Raw genomic sequence first — 20,432 nt, 5'->3', positions numbered from 1 at the left:
CCCAAATCGCGCTGCGCGCTGGGGGAGGAACTGGTCACAGCCTAGTTGCTCCCCTCCTGGGGGAGCTGTCAGCGAAGCTGACTGTGGGGGACTTTGACTCTCGCTAGCCGCCAAGGGCGTGGGCGGTGACGCTTTCCAGGTCGCCTGCGCCGTCCATCACCCCGTCCGCCAAACCGGGCGCCTGGGCCAGGACCTGGCCGGCATAGAGGCGGGCGAGGGCGGACTTGCTCCGCGACCAGTCGTCGGACCCGGCCGCCGTGGCGAGCGCCTGGCGGGCCAGCATCCAGCCGCCGATCACGTCGCCGGCCAGCTTCAGGTAGGGCGTCGCCGCCGTGAGCGCGTTGGGGCCCTTGTTCTGCAGCAGCCAGTCGGTGGCCCGCTCCAGGGCCGCGATCCCGGCGTCGAGCCGCGCCCCGACCGCCTCCAGGCCCGGCGTTGCGGCCAGGTCCGCGACGGTGGCGTGCATCTCCGCGCACAGGGCGTCCATGACACCGCCGCCCTCCATCGGGATCTTGCGGCCCACGAGGTCGATGGCCTGGATGCCGTTGGTGCCTTCGTAGATCGGGGCGATGCGGGCGTCGCGATAGTGCTGGGCCGCGCCGGTCTCCTCGATGAAGCCCATGCCACCGTGGACCTGCACGCCCTGCGAGGCGACCTCGACCCCGACGTCGGTTGACCAGGCCTTGGCGATGGGGGTCAGCAGCTCCTGGCGCTGGCGCGCGGTGGTCCGCTCGGCCTCGCTGGGCGCCAGCCGGGCCAGGTCGGCGCAGACTCCGGTGGTCAGGCAGATCGCGCGGGCGGCCTCGATCTTGGCCTTCATCAGCAGCAGGGTGCGGCGCACGTCGGGGTGGCCGTAGATCGAGCCGTCAGCGGACCAGGCCGCGCGGCCCTGGCGGCGCTCCTGGCTGAAGGCCAGGGCCTGCTGGAAGGCGCGCTCGGCGATGGCCACGCCCTGGACGCCGACCTGCAGGCGCGCGGCGTTCATCATCACGAACATATGGGCGATGCCGTTGTTCACCTCGCCGACCAGCTCGGCCTTGGCGCCCTCGAACAGCATGACGCAGGTGGGGGAGCCGTGGATGCCCAGCTTGTGCTCGATCGACCCGGCGCGCAGGTCGTTGGCGATCCCCAGGCTGCCGTCGTCCTCGACCAGCCGCTTGGTGGCCAGGAAGAGCGAGATGCCCTTCACGCCGGGCGGGGCGTCGGGCAGGCGGGCCAGCACCAGGTGGCAGATATTGTCGGCGGCGTCGTGGTCGCCCCAGGTGATGAAGATCTTCTGGCCGTGCAGGCGGTAGCCGCCTTCGCCGTCGGGCTCGGCCCGGGTGGTGACGGCGGCCAGGTCCGAACCGGCCTGGGGCTCGGTCAGGTTCATGGTGCCGGTCCATTCGCCGGAGACCAGCTTGGGCAGGACGAGCCGCTTCTGGCGCTCGGTCCCGTGCAGGTCCAGGGCCTCTATGGCGCCCTGGGTGAGCATGGGGCAGAGGCCGAAGGCCATGTTGGAGGCGTGGACCATCTCGAAGACGGCCAGCTCCATGGCCTTGGTCAGGCCCTGGCCGCCGTGCTCGGGATCGGCCGACAGCGAGTTCCAGCCGCCGGCCACGAAGGCCTGGTAGGCCGCCGCGAAGCCCGGGGCGGCGCTGACCACGCCGTTCTCGAAGCGGGCGCCGACCTGGTCGCCCTTGCGGTTCAGGGGCGCCAACTCGCTTTCCACGAAGGCCCCCGCCGCCTCCAGCACCGCGGCGACGGTGTCCTCGTCCAGCTCGGGGAAGGCCTGGCCGACCAGGGACGGGTGACCGGCGGTCCGAAGGGCGAGCGCGAGATCGCGGACCGGGGCGCGGAAGGTCATCGGCAACTCCTCATGGCTGGCGCGTTCTAGGCTAAGGTGACGGGGCGGCCAAGCCGGCCGCGACCGCGCCGGGGACTCGTCATGGTCAGGACCCTGCTTGCCGCAATCGCTCTCGGCCTCGCCCTGGTCGGCCCGGCCGCCGCCGACCCAATCACCCAGGACCCGGCCCGCGTCCCGGCCGGCGACTATGCGCTGGATCCGCGCCACGCCAGCCTGCTGGTCCAGGTCCCACACATGGGCGGGTTCTCGAAGTTCATCATCCGGTTCGAAAAGCTGACGGGCGGCTTCGCCTACGATCCCGCCAACTGGGGCGCGACCCAGGCGACCATCACCGTCGACGCGGCCTCCCTGCGCACCAATGTGCCGGGCTTCGACAAGACGCTGACGGGGTCGAGCTACCTGGACGTCGGGAAGCATCCGACCATCACCTTCGTCGCCAACCGGACGGAGGGCGAGCCCGCCAAGGGCGTCGTCCACGGCGACCTGACCATCCTGGGCGTGACCAGGCCGGTGGACCTGAGCGTGGTGTTCAACGGGGTCGGACCGGGCCTGCTGGGCGTGGGCACGCGGCTGGGCTTCTCGGGGACCGCCCGCATCAAGCGCTCGGAATTCGGCCTGACCACCATGAGCAGCATGGCGGGCGACGATCTGGACCTCATGTTCGAGGTCGAGTTCACCAGGAAGTAGGGGCCACGTGGTTCGAGACCGTTACAGCGCCGTGGCGATCGTCCTGCACTGGCTGATCGCCGCGGCCATCGTCTTCCAGCTCATCCTCGGCTGGCGCGGCCACGGGCTGAGGACCACCCTGGAGGGCTTCAGCCTCATCCAGCTGCATAAGTCGGTGGGTGTCACCATCCTGGCCCTCAGCCTCGCGCGGCTCGCCTGGCGCCTGACTCACCGGCCGCCGCCGGAGCCCGAGACCTTGGCGCCCTGGGAGCGACGGCTGGCGGCCGCCACCCAGTGGGGCTTCTATCTCATCATGATCGGCCTGCCGCTGAGCGGCTGGGTCGTGGTCTCCACCAGCAAGATCACCATCCCGACCCTGCTCTATGGGACGATCCCCTGGCCGCACGTCCCGGGCCTCGCCGAGCTGGCCGCCCCGGCCAAGAACGCCTGGAACCTGGTGGCCTACGGCGTCCACAAGTCGCTGGCCTGGGCGACCTGGGGCCTGCTGGCCCTGCATGTGGCCGGCGCTCTGAAGCATCAGCTCTTCTCCCGCGACGAGCCGGTGCTGGCCCGAGTGGCGCCCGGCGCCAAGGCCGGCCGCTGGCTGGAGCCACGACTGGTCGCGATTGTCCTGGCCGCTGGCGCGATCGTGGCCATGGGCTTGCTGATCTCGCCGCCCGTCCGGGCCTCGAGGCTTGCCCCGGCCGCCGCGCCCGTCGCGGCGTCCACCCCTACGGCTGCCACACCGGCCCCGGCACCGGCCCCGATCCCGACGGTTCCGGGTGAGCCCAGCCGCTGGGCCGTCGCGCCAGGATCGACGCTCGGCTTCGCCACGGCCTTCAGCGGCGCCCCCATCGAAGGCCGCTTCCAGCGCTGGACCGCCGACATCGTGTTCGACCCCGAAGCCCTGGATCGCTCAAGCGCCCGGGTGGAGATCGAGGTCGCCTCGGCCGATACCGGCGACAGCCAGCGCGACGAGGTGCTGCCTAGCGGCGGCTGGCTCGACGCGGCGTCCCATCCCAAGGCGGTGTTCGCCGCCCGGCGCTTTCGAAAGACCGGAATCGACCGATATGTCGCCGAGGGTGAGCTGACCCTACGGGGCGCCACCAGGCCGCTCAGCCTGCCCTTCACCCTGAAGATCGACGGCGACACGGCGCGGCTGCGCGGTGTAACGAGCCTCGACCGAACGGCCTTCGGCGTTGGGCAGGGCGAGTGGACGAACACAGACCAGATACCGGCCAAGGTCGCGATCCAGGTGGACCTCACGGCGAAGCGGCGCTAGCCGCCGCGGCGCAGGCGCTGCGCGACGGCGGGCTGGTGATCCTGCCCACCGAGACGGTCTACGGCCTGGCCGGGAACGCCGCCGACCCGGCGGCCGTGGCGGCGATCTTCGAGGCCAAGGGCCGGCCGAGGTTCAACCCCCTGATCAGCCACGTGGCCGACCTGGCCACGGCCGAGACCCTGGCGGTGTTCGACGACCGGGCGCGCAGCTTGGCGGAAGCCTTCTGGCCCGGCCCGCTCACCCTGGTCCTGCCCATCGCCAAGGACACCGTGGTCTGCGATCTGGCGCGGGCGGGCCTGGACACCGTGGCCCTGCGCGTTCCGGCCCATCCCCTGGCCCGCGCCCTGCTGACCGCGTTCGGCGGCCCGGTGGTCGCCCCCTCCGCCAATCGGTCGGGACGCCCCAGCCCGACGACCTATGCCGACGCCATGGAGGAGACCGGCGACAAGGCCGCCGCCTCTCTCGACGGCGGCGCCTGCGAGATCGGCCTGGAGTCCACGGTGGTCGCCTTGCTGGACGAGCCGCGCCTGCTGCGGCCCGGCGCGGTGACCCGGGCCCAGATCGAAGCCCTGATCGGGTCGTTGGCCGAGGCGCAGGCCGACGCCAAGCGCTCGCCCGGCCGCCTGGCGCGCCACTATTCGCCCAAGGCCCCGGTGAGACTGGAGGCCTTGGGCCCAGAGCCCGGCGAGGCCTATCTGGCCTTCGGCCCCGGCGTGCACCGTTGGAATCTCAGCCCGTCCGGCGACCTGCGAGAGGCGGCGGCGAACCTGTTCAGCTATCTGCGCGAGGCCGACCGCACCGATCCGCGCGCCATCGCCGTCGCGCCCATCCCGCACGAGGGCCTGGGCGAGGCGATAAACGACCGGCTCAAGCGCGCGGCGGGCTTTGTCGGCTAGGGGCGAGGGGCTAGGCTAGGGCATGACCATCTCCGTCCCCGCCGATGTGCTCTCGCGCCTGAAGGCCGTGCTGGGCGAGGGCGGCTGGAGCCAGGATCCCGAGCGCCTGGCGCCCAAGCTGGTGGAGTGGCGCGACCGCTGGGTGGGCGAGACCCCGTTCCTGGCCCTGCCGAAATCCACGCAGGATGTCGCCGCCGTGGTCGGGATCTGTTTCGAGGCCGGCGTGCCGATCACCCCCCAGGGCGGCAATACAGGTCTGGTCGGCGGCCAGATCCCGCTGGGCGAGATCCTGCTCTCCACCGAGCGCCTGCGGGCCATCCGGGATATCGACGCCTTCGACGACGTGATCGTGGCCGAGGCCGGCGTGACCCTGGCGGCGGTGCATGAGGCGGCGCTCTCCAAGGGCCGGCGCTTCCCGCTGGACCTGGCCTCGGAAGGCACGGCGACCATCGGCGGGGTGGTCTCCACCAATGCCGGCGGCACGGCGGTCCTGCGCTATGGCAATACCCGCGAGCTGGTCCTGGGCCTGGAGGCGGTGCTGCCCAATGGCGAGGTCTGGAATGGGCTCAAGCGCCTGCGCAAGGACAACACGGGCTACGACCTCAAGCAGCTGCTGATCGGCGCCGAAGGGACTCTGGGCGTCGTCACCGCCGCCAGCCTGAAGCTGTTCCCGGTCCTGGTCTCGCGCGCCACCGCCATCGCCGCGGTGGACACGCCCCAGGCCGCGCTGGACCTGCTGGTGCGCGCCAAGGACACGGCCGGGACCGGGGTCGAGGCCTTCGAGCTGATGGGGCGGCGCGGGCTCGAGTTCGTACTGAAGAACATCGTGGGCCAGCGCGACCCCCTGGCGCAGGTCCATCCCTGGTACGTGCTGATCGAGATCGCGTCCGGGGAGCCCGGCGCGGCCGAGGCGGCCCTCGAGCGGCTGCTGTCCAAGGGCCTGGAGGACGGCCTGGTCCGCGACGCGGTGGTCGCCCAGACCAAAGCCCAGGCCAGGGCCCTGTGGTCTATCCGCGAGAACCAGTCGCCGGGCCAAAAGCCCGAGGGCGCCACCTGGAAGCATGATGTGTCCGTCCCGGTGAGCCGCGTCGCCGACTTCCTGACCCAGGCGACCGCGGCCATGGAGGTCCTTGTCCCCGGCTGCCGGGTCACCGCCTTCGGCCACATGGGCGACGGCAATATCCACTACGACATCATCCGCCCGGACGGCGGCGACGACGCTGTCCACTCGGCCCGGCGAGGCGAGGGCTCGCGCATCGTCCACGACATCGTGGCCTCCATGGGCGGTTCGATCTCGGCCGAGCATGGCCTGGGCGCCATGAAGACCGAGGAAGCGCGGCGCTACAAAAGCCCGGTCGAGGTTGCGGCGCTCACCGCCATAAGGCAGAGCCTGGACCCGAAGCGGATCATGAATCCGCGAGTCCTGTTCTGAGCCCCGCATGCTGATCGTCATCTCCCCGGCCAAGGCGCTGGACTTCACCGCGCCCGCGGCCGTCCTGCCGATGACCACGCCGGAAATGGCGGCCGACATCGCCGAGCTGGCGGTGGCCGCCAAGAAGCTCAAGGCCTCCGACCTCAAGCGGATGATGGACCTGTCTGACAACCTGGCGCAGCTCAACCGCGAGCGGTTCCAGGCCTTCGATCCGGCCATGGAGGACGGCCTGCAGGCGGCCTTCGCTTTCAACGGCGACGTCTATTCGGGGCTGAAGGCCCGCGAGCTGGACAAGAAGGGCCTCGCCTACGCCCAGTCGCACCTGCGCATCCTGTCGGGACTGTACGGGGTCCTGCGGCCCATGGACATCATCCAGCCCTACCGCCTGGAGATGGGCGTTTCGCTGAAGACCAGGCGCGGCAAGACCCTCTACGCCTTCTGGGGCGACAAGATCGCCACGGCTCTGAACGAGGCCGCCGCGGGCCAGAAGGACCCGACCCTGGTGAACTGCGCCAGCCTGGAATATTTCGGCGCCGTCGATGTGAAGGCGCTCAAGCTGCCCCTGGTGACCGCCAAGTTCTTCGAGGAGAAGGACGGCGAGTCCAAGATCATCTCGTTCTACGCCAAGAAGGCGCGGGGCCTGATGGCCCGCTACGCCATCGACCATCGCATCGAGCGGGCCGTCGACCTCAAGGCCTTCGATTCCGAGGGCTACAAGTTCCAGAAGAGCGCCTCGACCGATACCGAGTGGGTGTTCTCGCGACCCCAGCCGCCGCTGGTCTCGCAACTGCGCAAGAAGAAGGACTGACGCCATGGCCGTCGACTATGGGATCCAAGGCCACGTGGCCGTCATCACCGGCTCCACCAGCGGGATCGGCCAGGCCCTGGCCGGCGCCCTGGCCGAGCAGGGGGTGAACGTCATCCTCAACGGCTTCGGCGACCCGGCCCAGATCGAGCATGACCGCCGCAAGCTGCAGGAGCGGACCAATGCGTCGATCCTCTATCACGGCGCGGACATGACCAAGCCCGAGGAGATCACCGACCTGATCGACTATGCGGTGCGCGAGTTCGGCCGCCTGGACATCCTGGTCAACAACGCCGGCATCCAGCACGTGGCCCCGGTCGATGAGTTCCCGCCGGAAAAGTGGGACGCCCTGATCGCGGTGATCCTGTCTTCGACCTTCCACGCCAGCCGCGCGGCCATCCCGATCATGAAGGCTCAGGGCAGGGGCCGGATCGTCAACATCGCCTCGGCCCACGGCCTGGTCGCCTCGGCCTTCAAGGCGCCCTATGTGGCCGCCAAGTTCGGCGTCGTCGGCTTCACCAAGGGCCTGGGGGTGGAACTGGCCCGCACCGGCATCACCGCCAACGCCATCTGTCCCGGCTATGTGAAGACCCCGCTGATCGAGAAGCAGATCGGCGACCAGGCCATCGCCCGCGGCATTCCCGAGGACCGGGTGATGGAGGACGTGATCCTGGCGGCCCAGCCCAACAAGCAGTTCGTCGAGTACGGCCACTTGGCCGGCATGCTGCTGTACCTGGTCTCCGACATGGGCGCCTCGGCCACCGGGGCGGCGCTTTCCATCGACGGCGGCTGGACGGCGACCTAGGGCCTCCCATGGTCGATCCGCTGATCCTTGACGGCCTGGTGCGCGGCGCCGCTATCGGGGTCTTCGCGGTGATCGGCGCGGCCATGGCCCTGTCGCCCCAGCCAGGGCCGGCCCGCTGGGTGGGAGCGGTGTTCTTCGCGACCGCCATCGGCCACTCCCTGGCCAATTGCCAAGTCCTGCAAGGGCGGCTGGGACCGGTCGAGGCCGTGATCTGGCTGCTCTCGGTCCTGGGCTCGGGCATGTTCTGGACCTTCGCCGTCACGCTGTTCAGCGACGACGCCAAGCTGCCGCCGCAGCGGCTGATCCCGCCGGTGGTCGCCGTCGTCCTCGGACTGGCGGGCCGGCTCTCACCCGATCCCAGTCCGGTGCGCGGCGCCTTCTGGCTCCTCTACGGCCTCTTCGCCATCCTGCTGGTGATGCACGCGGCCTTCGTCATCTGGCGCGGCTGGCGCGGCGACCTCGTCGAGCAGCGGCGGCGGCTGCGGGCGCCGGTCATGGGCGCGGCGGCGGCCTATGTCCTGCTGACCGCTGCGGGGGATCTCGGCGCGGTCTTCGGCGAGCGACCGCCGCCCATGCCCCTCCTTCAGGCCTTCGCCCTGGCGGCGCTGGCGATCTCAGGGGCGCTGGCCCTGCTGCGGCTGGACCCGGCCCTCCTGGGTGGCGAGCGGCTGGCTATCACTCCGGCCATGCGCGACGTCCCCGCCTTGGAGGCCATCGACGAGACCGCCCTGACCCGGCTCTATCGCGCCATGGACGACGATGAGATCTGGCGGCGCGAGGACCTGACCATCGGCGCCCTGGCCGACCACCTGTCGCTGCCCGAGCATCGGCTGCGCCGGCTGATCAACCGGGTCCTGGGCCATCGCAACTTCGCGTCCTTCGTCAACGCCCGACGGGTCGAGGCGGCCAAGGCGGCGCTGGGTGACCCTGACCAGGCCCGCAAGCCGGTCTCCGCCATCGCCTACGATCTCGGCTTTGGTTCGCTCGGCCCCTTCAATCGCGCCTTCAAGGCCGCGACCGGCGTGACGCCCACCACCTGGCGTCAGACCGGCGCTTCGCCGATTCCCGAAACTCGCGGCGAAACCTGAAAACCCTGGCCGTTTTCGCAATCGGCGAGACGGCGCGACATTCCCTCAGCAGTCTTGCGGCATCTTGCATTCGCCGGAGGATCGCCCCGTGTTCGAACCCGACCTGCCGCCCGTCATCCTTCAGTGGCTGGCCAATATGCGCACCGACCTGACCCGCTATGTCGTCTTCGCGGTGGGGGTCTGGCTGGTGCTCTGGGTGCTGCTGGCGCCTGTGCTGAGGGCCCGAAAGATTCGCGACGACACGCCCTCGGCGCGCCAGCTCCTGACCGAGTTCGGCTGTTCGGTCCGCTCGATCGCCATCTTCTCCACCGTCGGCCTGATGACCTTCGGCCTGGAACGTATGGGCGTGCTGCATGGGCCCAAGATCGCCCAGGGCTGGGGGCCGGTCTGGTTCTGGGTCAGCCTCGGCCTGATGGTGCTGGCCCATGACGCCTGGTTCTACTGGACCCATCGGATGATCCACGATCGGCGCCTGTTTCGCGTCTTCCACCGGCGCCATCACCGGTCGAACAACCCTTCGCCCTTCACCGCCTACAGCTTCGACCTGGGCGAGGCGGCCATCAACGCCCTGTTCGTGCCGCTCTGGGTGCTGCTGGTCCCCACGGCCTGGCCTGCCGTGGGCCTGTTCATGCTGCACCAGATCGTGCGCAACACCATCGGCCACTCCGGCTACGAGCTGTTTCCCGCGACCCGCGACGGCCGGCCGCTGCTGCCCTGGCTGACCACGGTGACACACCACGACCTGCACCACGCCCAGGCGGGCTACAACTACGGCCTCTATTTCAGCCACTGGGACCGGTGGATGGGCACCGAACACCCCGACTATGCGGCCCGGTTCGCGCAGGCCGTGCGCCGGCCGATCTTCCGCCGCGGTCGGGCGATCGCCGCGGAGTAGGCCTAGCCGAAGTCAGGGCTGAAGCGGATGTTCTTGCGCTCCAGGCCGCGCAGGACGACCTCGGCGCCGCCGCTCTTGATCATCCATTCCAGGCGGTGGTCGCGGTACTCGCGCTTGAATAAACCCTTCTCGACCAGCTCCGCGACATTGGGCATGGCCGAGGCGCGGGCCGAGCCGGCGGCCTCCTCGGACGTCGCGGCGACCGAGGGGCGGGCGTTGGCGCGGGTCAGCCAGTCCGCCAGCTTCGAGCCCTTGGCCGGCGGGTTGCCGTGGCCGACCGAGCCGTTGAGATAGGGGACCACGGCCAGGTCGCCCCAGCCGAAGGTCTCGCCGTTGAACCAGGCCCGGTCGCCGAGCTGGCCCTCCAACCAGGTGAAGAAACCCTGGGTCTGCTCGGCGGCCTTGGCCAACAGCGCTTCGGCGAGTTCCCCCTCGGCCCGGCGGAACCAGCGGATTTCCGACAGGCCCCAGTTGATCGCCTCGAAGTGGGTGTCCATCACCTCCTCCAGCATCCGCACCCGCGCCCGGTCGGCGGGGGCGGCCGGAAGCATTGGCGGATCGGGGTATCGGTCCTCCAGATATTCCAGGATGATGCTGGAATCGAACACCGAGACCTCCCCATCCACCAGGGCCGGCACCTCGGCGCGCGGGCTGGCGGCGACGAATTCGCCCTGGGCCCCGCCGGCGCCCAGGCCGCCGGGCGACACCGTCTCGAAGGCCAGTCCCTTCTCGCGCAGGGCGATCTTGACCTTCTGAGCGTAGGGCGAGAGCGGATGATCATAGAGCGTCAGCATGGCGGCAGGTCCTCCTGCCGCCATCGCGCGATCCCGACGGCAGGGAAGTCAACAGGACCGGCCCGTCTCGACCCGCCTTGACGGCCCCCGCGTCAGGGGGTCCTTCTCCGAACAAATGTTCGAAACACGCTAGGGAGGCGGCCATGGCATATAAGCCATTCGATCTGACGGGGAAGGTGGCGCTGGTCACCGGCGGCAATGGCGGCATCGGCTTCGGCATGGTCGAGGCGCTGGCCCAGTCCGGCGCCGACGTGGTGATCTGGGGGTCCAACCCCAAGAAAAACGCCGACGCCGAGGCGAAGCTGAAGAACCTGGGCGTGCGGGTCATGTCCCAGGTGGTCGACGTCGCCGATGAAGAAGCGGTCCGCGCCGGCATGGTCGAGGCCGTCTCCAAGATGGGCCGCATCGACACGGTGATCGCCAACGCCGGGATCGGCGGCGGCGCGACCTCCTTCGCCGAGTTCCCCACCGAGACCTATCGCCGGGTGTTGGCGGTCAATCTGGACGGGGTGTTCTTCACCTTCCGGGAGGCCTGCAAGCACATGGTCGAGCGCGCCGGGTCGGGCGACAAGGCCGGCGGCAGCCTCGTGGTGATCTCCTCGCTCTCGGCCTATGACGGCGCCCCGCGCAACGAGGCCTATGCCGCCACCAAGGGTGCGGTGATCTCGATGATCCGCGCCATCGCCGTTGAGCACGCCCGCTACGGCGTTCGCGCCAACGCCATCCTGCCGGGCTGGATCGCCACGGACATGACCGCCGGCGCCCAGGGCAATGACAAGTTCAACGACGCGGTGATCAAGCGCGTCCCCGCCCGCCGCTGGGGCAAGCCCGCAGACTTCGGCGGCATGGCGGTCTATCTCGCCTCCGATGCGTCCAGCTTCCACACCGGCGACAGCTTCCTGATCGACGGCGGCTACGGGATCTTCTAGCCCCTCCAGATGCTCCCCCAGGAGGGGAGCATCCATGCTCATTGGATTGGTCGGTGACGTCGGGTCACGGTTTCAATCGCCCGCGCCCGGCGCCATCCTCCCCGGCATAAAATTCGGGAGGATTTCGATGACCTTGCATACTCCGCTCTGCGACCTGCTGGGAGTGAAGCACCCGGTCATGCTGGCCGGCATGGGAGGCGTCTCCTACGCCGAGCTGGCCGCCGCCGTCTCCAACGCCGGGGGCTATGGCGTGCTGGGCATGGCCGGCCGCTCGCCCGACTTCATCCGCGACGAGATGCGCAAGGTGAAGTCGTTGACCGACAAACCGTTCGGGGTCGACCTGCTGGCCGCCTCGCCCGAGAGCCTGACCGCCTCGGTGGAGATCATCATCGAGGAAGGCGCTTCCAGCTTCGTGGCCGGCCTCGGCGTGCCCATGCCGATCATGGAGAAGCTGAAGAAGGCCGGTCTCAAGGTCATGGTCGTCTGCGGGGCGGTGAAGCACGCGGTGAAGGCCGAGCAGGCCGGTTGCGACGCCGTGATCTGCCAGGGCGGCGAGGGCGGCGGTCATACGGGCCTGGTCGGCACCATGCCGCTGGTGGCCCAGGCGGTGGAAGCGGTGAAGATCCCGGTGGTGGCCGCGGGCGGCCTCTATGACGGCCGCGGCCTGGCGGCGTCCCTGACTCTGGGCGCGGTCGGCGTCTGGATGGGCACCCGGTTCATCGCCAGCGACGAGGCCCACGCCGGCGAGCTCTACCGCCAGACCATCCTGGAGGCGGCCGACGAGGACACAATCCGCACGCGCTCCTATTCCGGCAAGCCTATGCGGGTGCGCAAGAACCCCTATGTCGAGGAGTGGGAGACCCGGCCGCAGGACATCCAGCCCTTCCCCATGCAGGCCATGCTGTCGAGCCAGGCCGGGGTTATGGGCGGGATCGGCGGCCAGATCGAGGGCCTGGATCCCGACAAGTCCTGCTTCGCCATGGGCCAGTCGGCGGGCGGGGTGCACGAGGTGCTGCCGGCCGGCGAGATCGTGCAGCGGCTGGTGGCCGAGGCCGAGGCCGCTCTGGAGCGGGCTTCGAAGCTGCGCCAGCGCGAGCCGGCCTAAGGCTGGAAAGAGATCGCCCGCCCTCTGGGCTGAAGAGGGCGGGTGTCACAGCAGTCCGGACGTGGTGTGTGGGGCCGCCCGGCCGCGCGATCTCCCTAGGCGGCGTCGACCAGGACCAGTTCGGCGTCCTCCAGGGCGGTGACCCGCACCGTCTTCTCGTCGCGGATGGCCAGGCCATCGCGGGCCTTGGCGGTGACGCCATTGACCTCGATGGAGCCCGTGGCCGGGACCAGGTAGGCGTAGCGGCCCTCGCCCAGCTGGTACTCGGCGCTCTCGCCGGCCTTCAGGGTCGCGGCCACCACCCGGCCGTCGGCGCGGATCGGCAGGGCGTCGGTGTCGCCGTCGAGGCCGCTGGCCAGGGTGACGAACTTCCCGGCCCGTTCACCCTTGGGGAAGGGCCGCGCGCCCCAGGAGGGCTCGCCGCCGGCCTTGGTGGGCAGCAGCCAGATCTGGAAGAGGGTGGTGGCGACGGGTTCGACATTGAATTCCGCGTGGCGGATACCCGTGCCGGCGCTCATCACCTGGACGTCGCCGGCCTCGGTGCGGCCGGTATTGCCCAGGCTGTCCTGGTGGGTGATCGCCCCGGTGCGCACATAGGTGATGATCTCCATGTTCGCGTGCGGGTGCGGCGGGAAGCCGGAATTGGGTTCGATCCTGTCGTCGTTCCAGACCCGCAGCGCGCCCCAGCTCATGCGCTTGGGGTCGTGGTAGTCGGAGAACGAGAAGTGGTGCTTGGCGTCGAGCCAGCCGTGGTTGGCGCCGCCGAGGCTCTCAAAGGGTCGATGGTCGATCATCGGTCAGTCTCCCGGTCGCTCCGTGGGTGTGCGCCGCTGTTGAGATACAAGTAGCTTTTCCCCGAAGTTTCGAAATAGAAACGATGGAAACAGATCGTTTCGGAAATCGCCATGTCGAAACTCCCCGACTTCGAAGCCTGGGCCGTGTTCGCCAAGGTCGCCGAGACCGGCGCCTTCGCCCGCGCGGCGGCAGAGCTGGACCTTTCCAAAGCGACGGTCTCCAAGGCGGTCAGCCGCCTGGAAGCGCGCATGGGCGCCAACCTGTTCCACCGGACCTCGCGACGGCTGTCGCTGACGCAGAGCGGCCGCGCGGCGTTGGAGCGAGCCAACCGCATCCTCTCCGAGGGCGAGGCGGTGGAGATGGAGACCGCGGCCCAGTCGGCGATCCCGCGCGGCCAGGTGCGGCTGGCCGCGCCCATGTCCTTCGGCCTGCTGCATCTGACCCCGATCCTGCCGGACTTCCTGGCGCGCTATCCTGAGGTCTCGATCGATCTCCACCTGGCCGACGAGCAGATCGACCTGGTGGCGGAGGGTTACGACCTGGCGCTCCGCATCGCCCGGCTGGCCGATTCGTCGCTGCTGGCCCGGCGGATCTGCGAGATGCGGATCATGCTGGTGGGGGCGCCGGGCTATTTCGAAGCCCACGGTCGGCCCGTCCATCCGCGCGACCTGACCCGTCACCGGGCCTTCACCTATTCGAACGTCGAAAGTCCGGAGACCTGGCGGTTCAGCCACGCCACGGACGGGGACGAGACGGTGACGGTGGGCGGCCAGTTGCGGGTCAACAACGCCGAGGCGCTGGGGGGCGCGCTGCGCGCGGGCCTGGGCGTGGCCTTGCAGCCGGAGTTCATCTGCTGGCGCGACCTGTTGGACGGCAGGCTGGAGGCGGTCATGTGCGACTGGAGCCCGCCGCCGCCGGCCCTGCACCTGGTCAGCCCGCCGGGCCGCCTGCGCCCGGCGCGCGTGCAGGTGCTGTTCGATTTCCTGGTGGAGAGGCTCTCGGCGGCGGCCTGGACCACGAACGCCTGAGACCTATTCAGTTGCTCCCCTCTGGGGGAGCTGTCGGCCGAATGGCCGACTGAGGGGGGCCTTGACTCGCTTTCGAGCGCTTCAACCCCCTCCGTCTCGTCGCGAAGCGGCGACGAGCCACCTCCCCCAAATCGCGCTGCGCGCTGAGGGAGAAACTGAGTTGCATTTAGCTGTTGGCGGCCAGGAAGCCGGCCGGATCACGGGTGAACTGGGCGAAGGCCCCGAGGCAGCCCTGCCAGACACCGAGGTGCTGCTTCATGTCCTCTGCGGTCATCCGCGAGGTGAGCAGGGTCGAGTACATGACATTGGGTTTGCCGTCCTCGCCGGTGAAGCCGCGGCAGGCGAACTGCGTGCGGTTGAAGAGGTTCATCTGGGCCAGAGTCGGCGCCTGACGATCGAAGCCGGTGGAGAAGGCCACGCCCGCGCAGGCCTTGCCCTTGGCGTCGCAGTTGGCGAACTGCATCCCGAAACCGCCGCCGGGGGTGACCACTTTCAGGGCGACCTGGCCTTCGCCGCCGCGAGCGGACTCGGTCTTGGCGCCGGCGCCGGCCAGAAGGGCTGCGATCGCGGCCGGGTCGCGGGCTTCGAAGCCGGGCTTGGCGGGGGGCTTGGGAGTCGCCGGCTTGGCGGCCGCCGGCTTGGCCGGCGCGGCCGCGGCGGGACCGGTGGCCAGGACGGCGAGGATGGCGAATAGGGCGAGGCGCATCGGTCGGGGCTCCAGGGCCGCTCAAGTCCCCTGGCTAGCAGACCGAAATAAGGCGCGCGAGGTCCGTGACAAGCCGCCGCCGCCCGCCTTAACTGGGACCATGCGTTGGATGCTCGCCTTGCTCGCCCTCGCGCCCCTGCCGGCCCAGGCCCAGGAGCGCAGCTCCCACGGGCGCCAGACCCTGGCGGAGCTGGCCTATGTGCTGGGCGAGAGCCACGCCCTGCGCCAGGCCTGTTCCGGGACCGGCGACCAGTATTGGCGCAACCGGATGATCCGACTGGTCGAGGCCGAGCAGCCCGACGCCGGGCTGGACCGGCAGATCAAGGAGGGCTTCAACGCGGGCTTCGTCGCCCGGCGTAGCGAGTTTTCCCGCTGTGGGCCCGGCGTGAAGCGCGCCCAGGCCGTGGTCGCCGGCCACGGGCGGGACCTCTCCGCGCGTCTGGCCCGCGCCAAGGTCGCCGTTCCGGTCGTGGACCCTGAGCCCCCGACGGACGTGGCGGAGCCCGCCCGCCCGCGTTAAGCTTCGCCTCAGGTTCTCGGGGAGGTTGTCATGGAGCTTACCGCTTCACTCGTATTCTTGGTGCTGGCGCTGGTGATCCTGTTCGCCGCCATCAAGATCGTGCCCCAGGGGCGCGAGTTCACCGTCGAGCGGTTCGGCCGATACACCCGCACGCTGAAGCCCGGCATCGCCTTCCTGACGCCGTTCATCGAAGGGGTCGGCCGGCGGATGAACATGATGGAGCAGGTTCTCGACGTGCCCCAGCAGGAGGTCATCACCAAGGACAACGCGGTGGTGAAGGTCGACGGCATCGTCTTCATCCAGGTGATGGACGCCGCCGCGGCCGCCTACCGGGTCGACAATCTCAACTACGCCATCGCTCAGCTCTGCATGACCAATCTGCGGACGGTGGTGGGCTCCATGGAGCTGGACGAGGTGCTGTCGCAACGCGACCAGATCAACACCCGCCTGCTGCACGTCATCGACTCGGCCACCAGCCCGTGGGGGGTCAAGGTCGCGCGGATCGAGATCAAGGACCTGATGCCGCCGCCGGACATCACCAACGCCATGGCCCGCCAGATGAAGGCCGAGCGTGAGCGTCGCGCGGTGATCACCGAGGCGGATGGCGAGAAGTCGGCCGCCATCGCCCGCGCCGAGGGCGCCAAGCAGGCCGCGATCCTAGAGGCCGAGGGCCGCCGCGAAGCCGCCTACCGCGACGCCGAGGCCCGCGAGCGCGAGGCCGAGGCCGAGGCCAAGGCGACCACCATGGTGTCGGAGGCCATCGCGCGCGGCGACGTCAACGCCATCAACTATTTCGTCGCCCAGAAATATGTCGAGGCCTTCGCCAAGCTGGCCGAGAGCCCGCATCAGAAGACGGTCATCGTGCCCGCCGAGATGTCGGCCCTGGTCGGCTCGCTGGCCGGGGTGGGCGAACTGGTGAAGTTCATCAAGAGCGACGCGCCGCCGCCGCCAAGACCGCCCGCGCCGCCGGCCGCACGCCGCCCGGCGGTTCCGCCCACCGGAGCTTAAGGAGCATGGACATGTTCGCCCAGATCTACGCCGATCACGCGCTTTGGGTCTGGCTGGCCCTGGGCGCCGCGATCCTCGCGGTCGAGGTGGCCTTCGGCTCGGGTTGGCTGTTGTGGCCCGCGGCCTCGGCCGGCGTCGTCGGCCTGCTGAGCGGCGTGCTCGACACGACCGCCCAGGAGATCGGCCTGTTCGCCGCCCTGACCATCGTCTCGACCCTGCTGGCGCGCCGATTCTGGCCATCGAAGGCCGAGGAGGGCGCCGACATCAACGACAATGTCGCCCGCCTGGTCGGCCACCGCGGCAAGGCCGCCGCGCCGTTCGACGGGCGCTCGGGCCGGGTGCTCATCGACGGCAAGGAGTGGGCCGCCGAGCTGGACGAGGGCGAGAGCCTGTCGGCCGGGGGCGATGTCGAGGTGATCGGCCTCAGCGGAGGCTCGAGGCTTCGGGTTCGGGCTGCTCGCTGATCTCCTCCAGGAAGGTCCGCAGGGAGCGCAGGAACGGCAGGGCCTGGCGGAACTCGTTGTCGGTGAAGCCCTCTCGCAGGGCGTCCATCTGCCACTTCATGTCGCGCAGGATCTGCTCATAGGCCTGGGCGCCGGCCCGGGTCAGGCGCACGCGCTTCTTGCGGCGGTCCTTCACGTCGGCCAGCACGCAGACGAGGCCGAGCGCCTCCATCTTCTGCAGGATGTTGGTGATCGCGCCCTTGGTCATCATCATCGCCTGCGCCAGTTCCGCGGGCGTCTGGCCGTCGCCTGACCGCGTGAAATTCAGCAGCATCTCGAAATGGGCGTAGGTCACGCCCGGCGGCAGGTGGTCGGTCACCGCGTGGCGCATCAGGTGTTCGATGATCCCGATCTCGTTGAACACGGCGACATCGGGACGGTCTTTCAAGGCTGGCGGCATGGGGCCCCCTCCAGTCGTTCAATCTTGAACTAGATGGCGACTCCTTCCCCACGGTCAAGACCGCTATCCGAACAATGTTTGGCGGCCCAACATTTCAATGTTCCGTCAAATCCGTTTGGCGTCGGACGCAACCGGTCCCGCACGATGAGGGCCGTGGAAACGTGGGAGGGAAGAATGACCAAGGCATGGATGGTGTCTGTGTCGGCGCTCGCGCTGGCTTGCACGACGCCGGGCTGGGCCCACGCGCAGAGTTCGCAGGGCTCCCTGCTGGACGAACTGATCGTCACGGCCCAGAAGCGCGAGGAGTCGGTCCAGGACGTGCCGATCGCCGTCTCGGCCTTCAGCGAGCAGACCCTCAAGGCTCAAGGCATCGACACCGGCGGCCAACTGGTCCAGTCGGTGCCTAATCTCAGCTTCACTCGCCGGGCGCTGCGGACCAACTTCCAGATCCGCGGCGTCGGCGCCCAGCTCATCTCGCTGTCCGGCGACGACGGGGTCGGCATCCACCACAACAACGTGCCCCTCACCGCCAACCGGCTGGCGGACGCGGAATTCTACGATGTCGAGCGGGTGGAGGTGCTGCGCGGTCCGCAGGGCACGCTCTACGGACGCAACGCCACCGGCGGGGTGGTGAACATCATCACCAACAAGCCGACGGACGAGTTCGACGCCTCGATCACCGCCGAGTTCGGCAACTACAAGGCGCTGAAATATCAGGTCTTCATCAACGTGCCGCTGGGCGACAAGCTGGCCGTGCGGGCCGCGGGCTTCGCCCTGCAGCGCGACGGCTACACCAGCAACACCCTGAACGGTCAGGACATCGACAGCCGCGACATCTGGGCCGGCCGCGTGACCCTGGCGTTTACGCCCACCGAGACCCTGCGCGGCTTCCTGCTGTGGGACACCTTCTCGGAGGACGACACCCGCGGGGCGCGCAAACAGCTCTGCGTCAAGGACGTCGGCCTGACCTCGGTGCAGGGCGTGCCCACCGGTGCGGCCCAGGCGGGTCTGACCCAGGGCTGCCTGCCGGCCTCGGTCTACGATCCAAACGCGTTCGGTACGACCAACCAGCTCTCCACCTTCACCGGTATCCTGGCGCGACAGATCGGCCTGCAGCCGGTGGACTCGTTCCTCGGCAAGACGATCTCCCGCAACCTGCGTGAGGTCGAGGTCCTGGGGCGGCCAGTCTACCGGCCCCGCACCGACGTCTATGAGGCCAATATCGAGTGGGACATGACCCCCTCGCTGACCCTAACCTCGCTCACCAGCTATAATGAGAATGAGAACTACGCTCGCGGCGACTCGACCGGGGGCTATTCGTCGGTGGTCTTCCCGATCGGCCCGCGCGCGCCGGACGGCTTCCTCGTCGACCCGCAGATCGGGCGCGTCGACCGTCTCGTCAGCGAGTCCGGCGTTATCGGCCACTCGGAGCAATGGAGCCAGGAGGTGCGGCTGCAGTCGAAGTTCGACGGGCCGCTCAACTTCAATATCGGCGGCATCTATCTCGACTACGAGGCGCTAAACTTCACCTATGTGGCGGCCAACGCCGCCACCGCGGCGGTCAAGCTCCTGTTGCCGAGCGCCTATGTCGACCCGCTAAAGGAGCCCGATTTCTCGGGCCACAACTATTTCGTCAGCCGCACCGAGTACCGGCTCAAGTCCAAGGCGGTGTTCGGCGAGCTCTACTGGCAGGCCACCGAGACCCTCCGCGCGACGCTCGGCCTGCGTTACACCGATGACGAGAAATGGACCCGCGGCTCAGGTTCGACCCTGTTCACGCCGGGCCGCGGCCCGGTCTTCACCGCGCCCCAGGTCGTGGAGTTCAAGGAAACCACGGGCCGGCTGAACGTCGACTGGTCGCCGGATCTCAGCTTCACGGACGATACCCTGATCTATGGATCCTATTCGAAGGGCTATAAGGGCGGCGGCTTCAATCCGCCCGGGGTCGTCGTCCTGGGCCTGAAGACCGAGTACGAGCCGGAATTCGTCAACGCCTACGAATTCGGCCTGAAGAACACCCTTTGGGACGGCCGCCTGCTGCTGAACCTGACGGCTTTCCACTACGACTATCAGGGCTATCAGATCGGCCGCAGCGTCAACAAATCGGTGTTCAACGAGAACATCGACGCCAAGATCAAGGGCCTGGAGCTGGAGTCGGTCTGGGCGCCGATCGACGGCCTGAAGCTCAACGCCAACATCGGCTATCTCGACACCAGCATCGAGAAGGGCCTGGTGATCGATTCCTTCAACCGGACCCAGGGCAATCCCGCCTATGTCTATGGGAACTCGACCTCCGGCGGCTGCATCGTCAACGCCGCCGGCCTGGCCGCCATCCTCCAGGCGCCGGGCGGGCCGGCGACCATGGCCAACCGGGTCTGCTCGGGCGCGGCCTCGGTGACGGCGGGACTGGTGGCGGCGGGCAATGCCCCGGCAACGGCCGCGGCCCTGGCGGCGGGCGCCTACACCTATGGACCCGGCGTTTCGCTCTATACTGGCGGGGTCGGCGAGGGGGTGCTGCAGGACCTGAAGGGCAACGAGCTGCCCAATGCGCCCAAGTGGACGGTGTCGCTGGGCGCCCAGTACCGCTGGGAGCTGCCCAGCGCGTGGACCGCCACCCTGCGGGGCGACTACTACCGCCAGTCCGACAGCTTCATGCGCTACAACAACGCCAGCTTCGACGGCATCCGATCCTGGGACAACATCAACGCCAGCCTGATCCTGGCCAATGCCGACCTCGACCTCAACATCCAGGTCTTCGTGAAGAACCTGCAGGACGAGGACACCATCGTCGGGTTCGACATCGCCGACGAGAACCTGGGCGCGACGCGCAGTATCTTCCTGCTTGACCCGCGGCTCTATGGGATCGCGATCACCAAGGGTTTCTAGGAACAGGGCTCCGGTGGCGCGCGCCGCCGGAGCCTCCGCACGG

20 protein-coding genes are annotated in these 20,432 nt (G+C 69.2%); 15 read left to right on the top strand and 5 right to left on the bottom strand.

The window, feature by feature from the left end; genetic code table 11:
- Positions 1 to 103 precede the first annotated feature (103 nt).
- The gene (locus tag M9M90_RS17795; RefSeq protein ID WP_254834574.1) at positions 104 to 1,846 is read right to left on the bottom strand and encodes an acyl-CoA dehydrogenase; all 1,743 of its coding nucleotides are present in this window, start codon (positions 1,844 to 1,846) and stop codon (positions 104 to 106) included.
- An 81-nt stretch (positions 1,847 to 1,927) separates the two neighbouring features.
- Here M9M90_RS17795 and M9M90_RS17790 point away from each other — a divergent pair, with 81 nt between their 5' ends.
- From M9M90_RS17790 to M9M90_RS17755, 8 genes are all read left to right on the top strand, one after another.
- On the top strand, positions 1,928 to 2,533 hold the full coding sequence (locus M9M90_RS17790; RefSeq protein WP_254834573.1) for a YceI family protein: 606 nt from the start codon (positions 1,928 to 1,930) through the stop codon (positions 2,531 to 2,533).
- 7 nt (positions 2,534 to 2,540) lie between these two features.
- Entirely contained in the window at positions 2,541 to 3,794 is a 1,254-nt protein-coding gene (locus M9M90_RS17785) for a YceI family protein (protein WP_254834572.1), read from the top strand.
- A complete protein-coding gene (locus tag M9M90_RS17780; protein ID WP_254834571.1) occupies positions 3,725 to 4,690 on the top strand; it encodes an L-threonylcarbamoyladenylate synthase in 966 nt (321 codons plus the stop codon). The genes M9M90_RS17785 and M9M90_RS17780 overlap by 70 nt, the downstream gene beginning before the upstream one ends.
- A 22-nt stretch (positions 4,691 to 4,712) precedes the next feature.
- Positions 4,713 to 6,122, top strand: coding sequence for an FAD-binding oxidoreductase (locus M9M90_RS17775; protein ID WP_254834570.1), 1,410 nt, complete (start codon positions 4,713 to 4,715; stop codon positions 6,120 to 6,122).
- A 7-nt stretch (positions 6,123 to 6,129) separates the two neighbouring features.
- A complete protein-coding gene (gene yaaA, locus M9M90_RS17770; protein ID WP_254834569.1) occupies positions 6,130 to 6,930 on the top strand; it encodes a peroxide stress protein YaaA in 801 nt (266 codons plus the stop codon).
- Positions 6,931 to 6,934: 4 nt separating this feature from the next.
- Positions 6,935 to 7,732 carry a 3-hydroxybutyrate dehydrogenase gene (locus M9M90_RS17765; RefSeq protein WP_254834568.1) on the top strand — a complete coding sequence of 266 codons (798 nt, stop codon included), beginning with the start codon at positions 6,935 to 6,937 and terminating at the stop codon, positions 7,730 to 7,732.
- An 8-nt stretch (positions 7,733 to 7,740) separates the two neighbouring features.
- Entirely contained in the window at positions 7,741 to 8,820 is a 1,080-nt protein-coding gene (locus M9M90_RS17760) for an AraC family transcriptional regulator (RefSeq protein WP_254834567.1), read from the top strand.
- Between the two features lie 136 nt (positions 8,821 to 8,956).
- Complete coding sequence (locus M9M90_RS17755) at positions 8,957 to 9,715, top strand: sterol desaturase family protein (RefSeq protein ID WP_254837159.1); 759 nt, start codon at positions 8,957 to 8,959, stop codon at positions 9,713 to 9,715.
- A 2-nt stretch (positions 9,716 to 9,717) separates the two neighbouring features.
- On the opposite strand, the gene M9M90_RS17750 is transcribed toward M9M90_RS17755, so the two are convergent.
- Positions 9,718 to 10,509 (bottom strand): glutathione S-transferase family protein, encoded by a 792-nt coding sequence (locus tag M9M90_RS17750; protein ID WP_254834566.1) that lies wholly within the window; start codon positions 10,507 to 10,509, stop codon positions 9,718 to 9,720.
- Between the two features lie 143 nt (positions 10,510 to 10,652).
- Between M9M90_RS17750 and M9M90_RS17745 the strand changes: the two genes are divergently transcribed.
- Together M9M90_RS17745 and M9M90_RS17740 are read left to right on the top strand one after the other, a co-directional pair.
- Entirely contained in the window at positions 10,653 to 11,438 is a 786-nt protein-coding gene (locus tag M9M90_RS17745) for an SDR family NAD(P)-dependent oxidoreductase (protein WP_254834565.1), read from the top strand.
- Between the two features lie 127 nt (positions 11,439 to 11,565).
- Positions 11,566 to 12,543, top strand: a complete 978-nt coding sequence (locus tag M9M90_RS17740) for a nitronate monooxygenase family protein (protein WP_254834564.1) — start codon at positions 11,566 to 11,568, stop codon at positions 12,541 to 12,543.
- 95 nt (positions 12,544 to 12,638) lie between these two features.
- On the opposite strand, the gene M9M90_RS17735 is transcribed toward M9M90_RS17740, so the two are convergent.
- Positions 12,639 to 13,337, bottom strand: a complete 699-nt coding sequence (locus tag M9M90_RS17735; RefSeq protein WP_254834563.1) for a pirin family protein — start codon at positions 13,335 to 13,337, stop codon at positions 12,639 to 12,641.
- A 111-nt stretch (positions 13,338 to 13,448) separates the two neighbouring features.
- Between M9M90_RS17735 and M9M90_RS17730 the strand changes: the two genes are divergently transcribed.
- Positions 13,449 to 14,366 (top strand): LysR family transcriptional regulator, encoded by a 918-nt coding sequence (locus M9M90_RS17730; protein ID WP_254834562.1) that lies wholly within the window; start codon positions 13,449 to 13,451, stop codon positions 14,364 to 14,366.
- A gap of 166 nt (positions 14,367 to 14,532) precedes the next feature.
- On the opposite strand, the gene M9M90_RS17725 is transcribed toward M9M90_RS17730, so the two are convergent.
- A complete protein-coding gene (locus tag M9M90_RS17725; protein ID WP_254834561.1) occupies positions 14,533 to 15,072 on the bottom strand; it encodes a YbjN domain-containing protein in 540 nt (179 codons plus the stop codon).
- A gap of 109 nt (positions 15,073 to 15,181) precedes the next feature.
- Between M9M90_RS17725 and M9M90_RS17720 the strand changes: the two genes are divergently transcribed.
- The 3 genes from M9M90_RS17720 to M9M90_RS17710 are packed head-to-tail and all read left to right on the top strand — an operon-like array spanning position 15,182 to position 17,064.
- Positions 15,182 to 15,592, top strand: a complete 411-nt coding sequence (locus M9M90_RS17720; protein ID WP_254834560.1) for a TIGR02301 family protein — start codon at positions 15,182 to 15,184, stop codon at positions 15,590 to 15,592.
- Positions 15,593 to 15,622: 30 nt separating this feature from the next.
- Positions 15,623 to 16,600, top strand: a complete 978-nt coding sequence (locus M9M90_RS17715) for an SPFH domain-containing protein (RefSeq protein ID WP_254834559.1) — start codon at positions 15,623 to 15,625, stop codon at positions 16,598 to 16,600.
- An 11-nt stretch (positions 16,601 to 16,611) separates the two neighbouring features.
- Complete coding sequence (locus M9M90_RS17710; RefSeq protein WP_254834558.1) at positions 16,612 to 17,064, top strand: NfeD family protein; 453 nt, start codon at positions 16,612 to 16,614, stop codon at positions 17,062 to 17,064.
- On the opposite strand, the gene M9M90_RS17705 is transcribed toward M9M90_RS17710, so the two are convergent.
- Complete coding sequence (locus tag M9M90_RS17705) at positions 17,024 to 17,503, bottom strand: MarR family winged helix-turn-helix transcriptional regulator (RefSeq protein WP_254834557.1); 480 nt, start codon at positions 17,501 to 17,503, stop codon at positions 17,024 to 17,026. The genes M9M90_RS17710 and M9M90_RS17705 overlap by 41 nt on opposite strands.
- Positions 17,504 to 17,677: 174 nt before the next feature.
- On the opposite strand from M9M90_RS17705, the gene M9M90_RS17695 reads away from it, so the two are divergent.
- Positions 17,678 to 20,389 (top strand): TonB-dependent receptor, encoded by a 2,712-nt coding sequence (locus M9M90_RS17695; RefSeq protein ID WP_305885123.1) that lies wholly within the window; start codon positions 17,678 to 17,680, stop codon positions 20,387 to 20,389.
- Positions 20,390 to 20,432 lie beyond the last annotated feature (43 nt).

Source organism: Phenylobacterium sp. LH3H17, assembly GCF_024298925.1.
Classification (GTDB): Bacteria; Pseudomonadota; Alphaproteobacteria; order Caulobacterales; family Caulobacteraceae; genus Phenylobacterium.
The sequence above is the reverse complement of the archived record's forward strand: the minus strand, read 5'-3'. Positions and strand labels throughout refer to the sequence as shown.

Bases quoted from the DNA above. Each gene is read 5' to 3' on its own strand.
- M9M90_RS17795 (WP_254834574.1), bottom strand. From the start codon at position 1,846: ATGACCTTCCGCGCCCCGGTCCGCGATCTCGCGCTCGCCCTTCGGACC.
- M9M90_RS17790 (WP_254834573.1), top strand. From the start codon at position 1,928: ATGGTCAGGACCCTGCTTGCCGCAATCGCTCTCGGCCTCGCCCTGGTC.
- M9M90_RS17775 (WP_254834570.1), top strand. From the start codon at position 4,713: ATGACCATCTCCGTCCCCGCCGATGTGCTCTCGCGCCTGAAGGCCGTG.
- yaaA (WP_254834569.1), top strand. From the start codon at position 6,130: ATGCTGATCGTCATCTCCCCGGCCAAGGCGCTGGACTTCACCGCGCCC.
- M9M90_RS17765 (WP_254834568.1), top strand. From the start codon at position 6,935: ATGGCCGTCGACTATGGGATCCAAGGCCACGTGGCCGTCATCACCGGC.
- M9M90_RS17760 (WP_254834567.1), top strand. From the start codon at position 7,741: ATGGTCGATCCGCTGATCCTTGACGGCCTGGTGCGCGGCGCCGCTATC.
- M9M90_RS17755 (WP_254837159.1), top strand. From the start codon at position 8,957: ATGCGCACCGACCTGACCCGCTATGTCGTCTTCGCGGTGGGGGTCTGG.
- M9M90_RS17750 (WP_254834566.1), bottom strand. From the start codon at position 10,509: ATGCTGACGCTCTATGATCATCCGCTCTCGCCCTACGCTCAGAAGGTC.
- M9M90_RS17745 (WP_254834565.1), top strand. From the start codon at position 10,653: ATGGCATATAAGCCATTCGATCTGACGGGGAAGGTGGCGCTGGTCACC.
- M9M90_RS17740 (WP_254834564.1), top strand. From the start codon at position 11,566: ATGACCTTGCATACTCCGCTCTGCGACCTGCTGGGAGTGAAGCACCCG.
- M9M90_RS17735 (WP_254834563.1), bottom strand. From the start codon at position 13,337: ATGATCGACCATCGACCCTTTGAGAGCCTCGGCGGCGCCAACCACGGC.
- M9M90_RS17730 (WP_254834562.1), top strand. From the start codon at position 13,449: ATGTCGAAACTCCCCGACTTCGAAGCCTGGGCCGTGTTCGCCAAGGTC.
- M9M90_RS17725 (WP_254834561.1), bottom strand. From the start codon at position 15,072: ATGCGCCTCGCCCTATTCGCCATCCTCGCCGTCCTGGCCACCGGTCCC.
- M9M90_RS17720 (WP_254834560.1), top strand. From the start codon at position 15,182: ATGCTCGCCTTGCTCGCCCTCGCGCCCCTGCCGGCCCAGGCCCAGGAG.
- M9M90_RS17715 (WP_254834559.1), top strand. From the start codon at position 15,623: ATGGAGCTTACCGCTTCACTCGTATTCTTGGTGCTGGCGCTGGTGATC.
- M9M90_RS17710 (WP_254834558.1), top strand. From the start codon at position 16,612: ATGTTCGCCCAGATCTACGCCGATCACGCGCTTTGGGTCTGGCTGGCC.
- M9M90_RS17705 (WP_254834557.1), bottom strand. From the start codon at position 17,503: ATGCCGCCAGCCTTGAAAGACCGTCCCGATGTCGCCGTGTTCAACGAG.
- M9M90_RS17695 (WP_305885123.1), top strand. From the start codon at position 17,678: ATGACCAAGGCATGGATGGTGTCTGTGTCGGCGCTCGCGCTGGCTTGC.